This window comes from Rhodopirellula maiorica SM1 (assembly GCF_000346295.1).
Classification (GTDB): Bacteria; Planctomycetota; Planctomycetia; order Pirellulales; family Pirellulaceae; genus Novipirellula; species Novipirellula maiorica.
This window is the reverse complement of the sequence record NZ_ANOG01000527.1, coordinates 1-9,020: the sequence shown is the minus strand read 5'-3', so window position 1 is coordinate 9,020 and position 9,020 is coordinate 1. Positions and strand designations below refer to the sequence as shown.

Sequence of the window (9,020 nt, the reverse complement as noted above, 5' to 3'; positions counted from 1 at the left end):
TGCCACCACAGACCCAGCCGATCGTACAGATTTCCAATAATTCCGCCGCTAATCAGCCCTAGAGCGACGGTCAGCCACATCGAATGAGCGGCCCGGAACCAGAACAGCCAAACCAACACTCCGATTCCGGCCACAACCGACAAACTGGCAAAAATCACCCCCTGCCCTTGCCCGATCCCGAACACGGCTCCGAGATTGACGGCCGTTTCGATGCCAAAATAGCCATCGATCAGCCACCAAATGTCCTTTTGGCCCGGCAGGCCTCGCCAAGCAAAAATGGCTTGTTTACTCCACAAATCGGCGATCGCACCGACAATGGCGAGCCCTAAAAAGATAACCACGCGGTTCTTCGGCAAGCTGAGAGGCGGGATGTTGGAAGGGTTTCGATCGGGTTCGTCCATGTTTTCAGATCAATCAGCGGTCGGATTTGTCAACCTTTCACAGTAGAATTAGCAGCAGAGTTTGCCCAGAGCGATCGGGTTCCGCAATCGTGATCTTCCGCATATTTTCACTTCTTCGTGATTAGTGAATCTAGCGGCAGCGACGCAGTGCCGATCTACTTTGAACAGCGATGGTGCTTCGCGACCGCCGAATGCCATCCACAAATCAATTTTATTTCCCATTTCCTCCTCACTTCGTCATCGTCATGTTGCAGACCGCCAATTCGACCAGCGCCCCGCAAACGGACCTCGCCTTTCAACGCTGCATCAACCCAACCTGTGGTGCAACGTACGAAGCCAACAGCGTCCGCACATCGTGCGACAAGTGCGGCGATCTGTTGGACATCGATTACGAATGGGATCGTGCCGTCCTGCCGAAGAAACTCAGCGAATTTGAGGCGATGTGGAACCAGCGAACCAATCCGGTTCGGTTCAGCGGAGTGTGGCGGTTCCACGAATTGCTGCCGTTTGTCCCGCAAGACAAAATTGTCACCGTCGGCGAAGGCCAAACGCTGCTGCAACAAACCGATTCGGTCGGCGACTATGTCGGCATGAACCACGGCAAATTGCATCTGCAATACGAGGGGATGAATCCCTCAGGCAGCTTTAAAGACAATGGCATGTGTGCTGCGGTGACGCATGCCGCGATGATGGGAGCCAAACGAGCGGCCTGTGCCAGCACCGGGAACACCAGCGCGTCGCTTGCTCTGTACTGCAGCGCCACGCGATTGATGCGTGCGGTCATTTTTATCGGCAGCGGCAAAATTTCGTACGGCAAGCTCAGCCAAGCACTCGATTACGGAGCGTTGACGGTCCAGATCGCCGGCGACTTTGACGACGCCATGATCCGGGTCAAACAGGTCTCCCAAGAACTGGGCATCTACCTAGTCAACAGCGTGAATCCGTTTCGATTGGAAGGTCAAAAAACGATCATGTTCCGGATCCTCGAAGCGCTTCGCTGGGAAGTGCCCGATTGGATCGTCGTTCCCGGTGGCAACCTCGGCAACAGCAGCGCGTTTGGCAAAGCGTTTAGCGAATTGAAAGCCCTCGGATTGATTGATCGCATGCCCCGCTTGGCCGTGATCAACGCGTCGGGTGCGGACACACTGTACGAATTGGTGGAACGTCGTGGCGTTCGCTGGAACGGTGGACACGTGAACATGGATCCCATTCGCGAGTACAACGACTTGATGGACCGCGAAGGCAAAAAGGCCGACACGATCGCCAGTGCGATCGAAATCAATCGTCCTGTGAATCTGAAAAAGTGCTTGCGTGCATTGGACACGATGGACGGCGTCGTTCGACAAGTCAGCGACCAAGAGATCCTCGATGCCAAGGCCAAGGTCGGTGCTGGTGGATTTGGGTGTGAACCAGCATCCGCCGCAAGCGTCGCCGGTGCCAAACTGCTCCGCCGCGAAGGCGTGATCGCACCGAGCGACCGCGTCGTGTGCATCTTGACCGGCCACGAACTGAAAGACCCCACCGCCACGGTCGCCTACCACACCACCGACCAAGAAGTGTTCAATAAGACACTCGGCAGCCGCGGAGTGACCAAGGCGAGCCATGCGAACCGGGCAATCGCGGTCCCTAACGAGCTGGACGACATCATCAAAGCGATCCAGCTGTATTCGTAGTCGATTTCTTTAGCGGTGCGGCTCAAGCCGTCCGGTCTAATTCGAACGTTTTACTCGCTGCAAAACGTAGCCTAGGCTTCCAGCCTGGGTTCGACGTGCTACCCAGGCTGGAAGCCTAGGCTACGTAAGTGCGGAGACACGTAGTGACCATCCAACGCTGCGTCTTGCTCCTCCCGAAAACACGCGGGACCATCGCCGACCATCAAAGTCGGCTCTAATCCAGACGCTTCTGACGCGGCCTCTGCCGCGAGCTCGCATGCCATCGGTTCTGCATCCGGTGCATTTCGGATTTTCATCAAGTTTTTCAGGGATGCGGTAAGCCGCGACCACTTGCGCTGCGCAAAACCGTTACGATAAAACTCTGCCCGTCTCCTCCCACCTTCACACTTTGCCGTGCGCCCCCCTATGAAAACGGTTCTAGCATTCGATCAAGGCACGACTAGCTCGCGTGCAATCGCTTTCGATCGCTCCGGGACAATTCTCGGCACGGCTCGACGCGAGTTCACTCAGCATTACCCCAAATCAGGCTGGGTTGAACACGATGCGAACGAGATCTGGGAATCTCAACTTGCCGTCGGCCGCGAGGTAATTCAACAGTGCCAACTCGATCCGAGTGAAATTGCCGCGATCGGGATTACAAACCAACGCGAAACGACGCTGCTGTGGGACCGTGCGACGGGCGAACCGATTCATCACGCGATTGTGTGGCAAGACCGCCGGACCGCCGAATTTTGTGACTCGCTACGCGATGCGGGACACCTCGAAATGATCGCGAACAAAACGGGCTTGCTGATCGATGCCTATTTCTGTGCCTCGAAATTACGTTGGCTGTTGGACAATGTCGAAGGAGCGCGAGATCGAGCCGAACGAGGTGAATTGGCGTTTGGAACGATCGACAGCTGGCTGTTCTGGAAATTGACCGGCGGCCGCGTGCACGCCACCGACGTCAGCAATGCGTCACGCACGATGCTGTTTGACATCCACACACATGATTGGGATGACGAGCTTTGTGAACTCTTAAAAATTCCCCGCAGCGTTCTGCCTGAGGTGTTTCCGTCGAGTCATTTGTATGGCGAAACCGACCCGGAATTGTTTGGCGGCGCTATCCCGCTTGGTGGCGCGGCGGGCGATCAACAATCCGCCCTGTTTGGACAAAACTGCACTCAAGTCGGGATGGCAAAGAATACGTACGGCACCGGATGCTTCATGTTGATGAACATTGGTGAAAAACCGTGGGCATCCAAATGCAAATTACTGACCACAGTCGCGTGTACGGCCGATGCGAAGCATCAATATGCACTTGAGGGCAGCATCTTTATTGCCGGCGCGATTGTCCAATGGCTGCGTGACGGACTGGGGATCATTGAATCCTCGGCGGAGATCGAACCGCTTGCGTCAAGTGTAACCGATTCGGACGGCGTTTATTTGGTCCCTGCGCTAGCAGGACTCGGCGCGCCACATTGGGACGCTTATGCCCGTGGAACGATCGTGGGATTGTCTCGGGGAACCACGCGAGCACATATTGCGCGAGCCGCACTCGAAGGGATTGCATTCCAAGTGGCCGATGTTCTGGACGCAATGCAACAGGACGCGGGGACCAAAATCGCGGAACTTCGCGTTGACGGCGGCGCGGCAGCCAACGATCTGCTGATGCAATTTCAAGCCGACATCATGCAAATCCCTGTCGTGCGGCCCAAGGTGCTCGAAACCACCGCCCTTGGAGCCGCCTACCTGGCGGGACTGGCCAGCGGGTTTTGGAAGGATCTGGACGACATCGACGACGTCTGGCAAACCGAACGAGTCTTCACCCCAAAAATGGCTCCCGCCGAAGCAAAACATCGCCGCGACCGCTGGGCCGATGCGCTCGGACGGGCTCGATCTTGGGAGCAACACTGATGGACTTTCAAGGCAATAAACCATCGGGGCCTCACTCCTCGGGCATGAACCGAGACCATGCGGTCAAACGCTTGCACCAGCGGCAAGAACCGTGGGACATTTTGATCATCGGCGGCGGAGCAACCGGAGTCGGGATCGCGATGGACGCCGCCTCGCGAGGCCTGAATGTGCTGCTGTTGGAACAATCCGATTTTGGTAAAGGGACGTCCAGCCGCAGTACGAAACTGGTTCATGGAGGAGTCAGGTATTTGGAACAGGGAAACATCACGCTGGTCCGTGACGCGCTGCGGGAGCGGAGCCTGTTGCGAGCCAACGCACCACACCTTGTCCACGACATGCCGTTTTTGATCCCCTGCAAGAATCGTTGGCAACGATTCTTTTATGGTACCGGACTAAAACTCTACGACTTTCTGGCCGCCGGTAACAATTTTAGCCGCTCGCATGGCGTTTCGGACCAAGAATCTCGGATACACATCCCCGTGCTCAAATCCACCGCATCCAAAGGAGGCGTGATTTACCACGATGGCCAATTCGACGACACACGACTGCTAATCAATATGGCCACGACGGCGACCGATCATGGTGCTTGCCTGATCAATTACGCCTCGGTTGATGCGTTGAGCAAAGATTCACTGGGCGATCTCGATGGGGTGATCGCCAAGGATCATGAATCAGGCGAGCAGTGGACGATCCGGGCCAAATGCATCGTCAACGCGGCGGGCCCCTTTTGCGATAGCATCCGAGAAATGGACGAACCGGGTGACGAAAAGATGCTGTCCACCAGCCAAGGCGTCCATATCGTCTTGCCGCGTCATTTTTTTCCTGGCGACACGGCGATGATCGTTCCCAAAACGTCCGACGGACGTGTCATCTTCATCATCCCGTGGCATGGTCATGCCGTGATTGGGACAACCGATACCCCGATCGAAACGCCGACGCTCGAACCAACTGCCAAGGCAGAAGAAATCCAGTTCCTGCTCGATACCACCGCCGAATACTTGACCGACGCTCCGACGCATGGCGATGTTCTCAGCGTATTTGTCGGCATCCGGCCGCTGGTCAAAGGCGACAAATCAGCGAGAACCGCCTCGCTCTCACGCGATCACACGATCCGCGTCTCTGACTCGGGACTCGTCACCATCACCGGTGGCAAATGGACAACGGTTCGTAAGATGGCCGAAGACTGCGTCGACCGCGTCGTTCGCGAGAAGTACCTTTCCGCGAAACCGTGCGTCACCCAATCGATGCATCTGCACGGTTTTATCGAAGCATCCAATGTCAGATCCGACTCGCGTTCTTATTACGGCGTGGATCTGGAATCGATCGAACAACTCGAGAGCGAATCCCCCGACCTCGCCAAACTGCTCCACACCTCGCTGACCATTCGCGGATCGGATGTGGTCTGGGCGGTTCGCCATGAAATGGCACGCACGATCGAGGACGTGCTGGCGCGACGAACACGCTCGCTGTTCCTAAACGCTCAAGCAGCACTGGACATCGCTTACGAGGTGGCACAACAGATGGCTGCGGAGCTGAATCGAGACCAAGCATGGATCGACGAACAACTCCGCGATTTTCGCAACGTGGCTGAGCACTATTTACCCCCGAAGAGCACATGAATCAAAAAAAACCGTTTCTGACTCGGCGATCTTTCCATCAAACCGTCGCTGCGTCGGGTCTCGCTCTGTTGGGGCAAAACCGGTTTGTCCATGCGGACACCGCCTCTCTCAACCTGCGAATCATCAGTAAAACGCCGCAATATTACAACGGCTGGCCAACCTTGACTCGGCGATTGAACGGTCAATTGATTGTGGTTTGGTCGGGCGGACGTGAACAACACGTTTGCCCCTTTGGCCGAGTCGAAATGATGCGATCCGATGACGACGGTGAAACATGGAGCTGGCCACGCACCATCCTGGACGGAGCAAGCGATGACCGAGATGCGGGGATTACGGAAACGGCAAACGGAACGCTGCTGGTGACCACCTTTACCTCGCTCGCCTATGAACCGGGACTTCGGGCAGCGATGAAACGGACCGCAAAAGATCCCGCCGCGTGGCCAGCGGAGAAACTCGATCGCTGGAACGCCGTGCATCATCGGATCACCGAGAAACAACGCCAAGCGGAATTGGGCGAATGGATGATCCGATCTACCGATGGCGGCATCACTTGGTCCGAGCGGTATCCAACGATCGTTAACAGCCCTCACGGGCCGACCCAACTCGCCGATGGTCGGCTGCTATACGCCGGAAAGCAACTTTGGAGCAAGGAACGCAAAATTGGTGTGAGCCAATCCAGCGACGACGGAGCAAGCTGGCAATGGCTAAGCGAGATTCCTGCTCGCGATGGCGATAGCGTCCAAAACTATCACGAACTGCATGCCGTTGAAACCGATAACGGCAAGATCATTGCGCACATTCGCAACCACAATGCCAACAACAAAGGCGAAACATTGCAGTGCGAATCAACCGATGGAGGCGAAACGTGGACAACGCCTCATTCGATCGGCGTTTGGGGACTCCCCTCCTTTCTCACCAAATTGCGAGACGGACGGTTGTTGATGAGTTACGGCCATCGCCGCCAACCTTTCGGCAACCAAGCTCGCGTGAGCGACGACGAGGGGGCGAGCTGGAGTCCACCGGTTGTGATTTCAGACGACGGAGCCAACGGGGACCTCGGTTACCCCAGCACCGCCCAACTCGGTGACGGAAGTCTTCTCAGCGTTTGGTACGAAGCGGTCCCAGGCCACCCCAAAGCCGTTTTACGTCAAGCCCGCTGGCGACTGAACGACTGACGCGTGACTCGTCGGCCGGCATCACAGTGTCTTGAGATATTCCAGCACGGCGGTCTTTTCCGCTTCGCTTAGAAGATCAGGATAAGTATGCCCGGCATTGCTTTTACCAAAGCGACGGGTGTCGAAATAGCTGCGACGAATCGCAACGTCGGGCTGCGTCACCGGCATCTTTTCGGCCAATTCGATCGTCAGCCCCACTCGCTGCTCGTCCATCGCTTCGCTCACCGGTCGCCACACGGTCGGTCGCTCGCTCGGGTGCAAGACGTGCCACAATGTTGGCACGCTGCCGTTATGAAAATAGGGGGCGCTGGCCCAAACGCCATCCAGCGGCGGGGCGACGTATCCGTCAAGCTCAACAATCGTCTGCTGCTCGTCTTCCTCGCCCGCGTGCGCAAACCAGCTGCGAGCATATTTGGCTCGGCCCTCTCGGGTCAACGCTTCGGCTCGAACCGGATCGGTGCCGATTTCGTCCAGTGGAATCCGGCGATTAGGGTACTCGGAATCATCGCCGTACGTGCCATGACACTCGGCACAATTGCGTTCGAAGATACCTTTGCCAACCTTGACTAGGTCGGCGTCGACAACACCGTCGTATTTGGGCGGACGCAGTGATGACATGTAGGCATAGATATCACGAAATTCATCTTCGTGCTCGCGAAAAAACTCGGGCCCGTTCTCAGGCACCAGCATGAACTGCATCAAACCACGATGCCCTTTTTGAGCAAAGCCATCGATGTAAATGTACGGACGCTTGTAGAAATGCCACCACGGCGGCGCGTCCATGTCATGATGCACAAACGGCACCGGAGGACGGTTCACAACATTGAGTTGCTCGTCTCGCTGGTGCATCAGCCCCATCCCAAAGACCACCGCGTTGGTCGTCCCGTTGGTCGTCCCCAGCGGAATAAACAGCGCGCCCAAGTCCATCCGCGACATTGGTTCGCCGATACGAAACTTGGTTCGCCTGACTTCTTCGGTCATCGTCTGCAGCGCAAAGCGATTGTTCGGCGCCCCAGGCGTCGGTTTTCCATAAACGCTGCCGCCGTGACATGAAAAACAATTCATCGTCCAATGGCCGTTGTCGTCAACGACATACTGCAGCGGTTTACCGGAATCGTCGCCTGGACGCGTGGTCAACCCATAACGCGAATACGTCATCTCACGTCGCTGCTCGGGCGTCGCTTTTTCGGCCTGGCTGCGAAGCGGTTCTGGCCAGCTCCGCCAGACGTCATCGATCACCCGTTGATGAAAATCCCCCGGTAAAAGCGGCGTTTCCGTCAGCAATCGGTAGCCGCGTGCGATCGCATCGGCATCTTCCGCGTGCGAGATGGCCGCGGAGCAACTAATCAGGACAAAAACAATATTAAGAGTTTGTTTCCACATGGACTTATTATACCGCCGAGACAACGAGCGTAGACCCACAAACCGTCTTACCGCGAACCAACAGGAAATCAAACCGGCGGAACTTTAATTTGCGCCAATAATCTTGAATTCCGTCTGTTCGGAAACAGCTCGTTTCCGGGTTCTCGCCTAATGTCGTGAACGATTTCTTCTAGAGCCTTCGTGTTTTTTTGACGTAGCGGAAGTCGTGCGTGACTTTTCGTCCCACAACGGAATCCCCCGAAACTCCCGAGGGCTTGTTGATTGAATGAGCCGCGACGCGTGAGCGACCGGGTCTCGCGCATTCCCCGGTAACTTGCGGCTCACGGCTGCGGTTCGCGTTTCGATTAATTCAACAAGTCGTTGACAAGTTCCGCTACACGACGCTTGCAGGGTGCGGGGATTTGGCAGAATGATTATTTGGCAAAATGATTCCCAAGCTCGAGATGGTTTGGTTTTTAATTATTTTGCCGACAATCATTTTGCCAATTTTCATTGCAGCGTGGTCAAGGCTTCGCTGAGGCCAGATCTGGGACGCGATGTTCCGCCGAGACCGATGGGGTGGGGGCGTTGTGACCGAACCGCGGACAAGTCAAAAGTGCTGAAACTAAATTACGAGCGTTTCGCCCGATGCATCGGAGCGAAGCGACCAGCGACACTGGGAAATAACATCCTGACGATTAAGACCGAACTCGGGCCCAATATCGTTGCCCCGCGCAGTGCGGGCGAAGAACCGCAACAAGCTGGCGTTTACTTTTTGTTTGAACACAAAAGCCAGCCCACCATCGATTCCAGATGCTCGACCGGGAAAGTGGCAGAGAGATATCCAACGCGATCGAAGTGCACACGGTAGAATTGACGAAGTACGAATTGGAA

The 9,020-nt window shown here is 56.1% G+C and carries 6 protein-coding genes; 4 read left to right on the top strand and 2 right to left on the bottom strand.

What is annotated here, in order from left to right:
- Window positions 1-401: signal peptidase II (locus tag RMSM_RS16780; RefSeq protein WP_008698634.1), on the bottom strand; the 401-nt coding region annotated here is incomplete at its 3' end.
- Between the two features lie 191 nt (window positions 402-592).
- Here RMSM_RS16780 and thrC point away from each other — a divergent pair.
- From thrC to RMSM_RS16760, 4 genes are all read left to right on the top strand, one after another.
- Complete coding sequence (gene thrC / locus RMSM_RS16775) at window positions 593-2,074, top strand: threonine synthase (RefSeq protein ID WP_236622175.1); 1,482 nt, start codon at window positions 593-595, stop codon at window positions 2,072-2,074.
- A gap of 405 nt (window positions 2,075-2,479) precedes the next feature.
- A complete protein-coding gene (glpK, locus tag RMSM_RS16770; RefSeq protein ID WP_008698631.1) occupies window positions 2,480-3,970 on the top strand; it encodes a glycerol kinase GlpK in 1,491 nt (496 codons plus the stop codon).
- A 44-nt stretch (window positions 3,971-4,014) separates the two neighbouring features.
- Window positions 4,015-5,589 carry a glycerol-3-phosphate dehydrogenase/oxidase gene (locus tag RMSM_RS16765; RefSeq protein WP_040767544.1) on the top strand — a complete coding sequence of 525 codons (1,575 nt, stop codon included), beginning with the start codon at window positions 4,015-4,017 and terminating at the stop codon, window positions 5,587-5,589.
- Window positions 5,586-6,764 (top strand): sialidase family protein, encoded by a 1,179-nt coding sequence (locus tag RMSM_RS16760; RefSeq protein WP_008698627.1) that lies wholly within the window; start codon window positions 5,586-5,588, stop codon window positions 6,762-6,764. Before RMSM_RS16765 ends, RMSM_RS16760 begins: the two co-directional genes overlap by 4 nt.
- 21 nt (window positions 6,765-6,785) lie before the next feature.
- On the opposite strand, the gene RMSM_RS16755 is transcribed toward RMSM_RS16760, so the two are convergent.
- Window positions 6,786-8,147, bottom strand: coding sequence for a c-type cytochrome (locus RMSM_RS16755; protein ID WP_008698625.1), 1,362 nt, complete (start codon window positions 8,145-8,147; stop codon window positions 6,786-6,788).
- Between the last annotated feature and the right edge of the window lie 873 nt (window positions 8,148-9,020).

Excerpts from the sequence above, each read along its gene's own strand:
- thrC (WP_236622175.1), top strand. The coding sequence starts at position 593 with ATGCCATCCACAAATCAATTTTATTTCCCATTTCCTCCTCACTTCGTC.
- glpK (WP_008698631.1), top strand. The coding sequence starts at position 2,480 with ATGAAAACGGTTCTAGCATTCGATCAAGGCACGACTAGCTCGCGTGCA.
- RMSM_RS16765 (WP_040767544.1), top strand. The coding sequence starts at position 4,015 with ATGAACCGAGACCATGCGGTCAAACGCTTGCACCAGCGGCAAGAACCG.
- RMSM_RS16760 (WP_008698627.1), top strand. The coding sequence starts at position 5,586 with ATGAATCAAAAAAAACCGTTTCTGACTCGGCGATCTTTCCATCAAACC.
- RMSM_RS16755 (WP_008698625.1), bottom strand. The coding sequence starts at position 8,147 with ATGTGGAAACAAACTCTTAATATTGTTTTTGTCCTGATTAGTTGCTCC.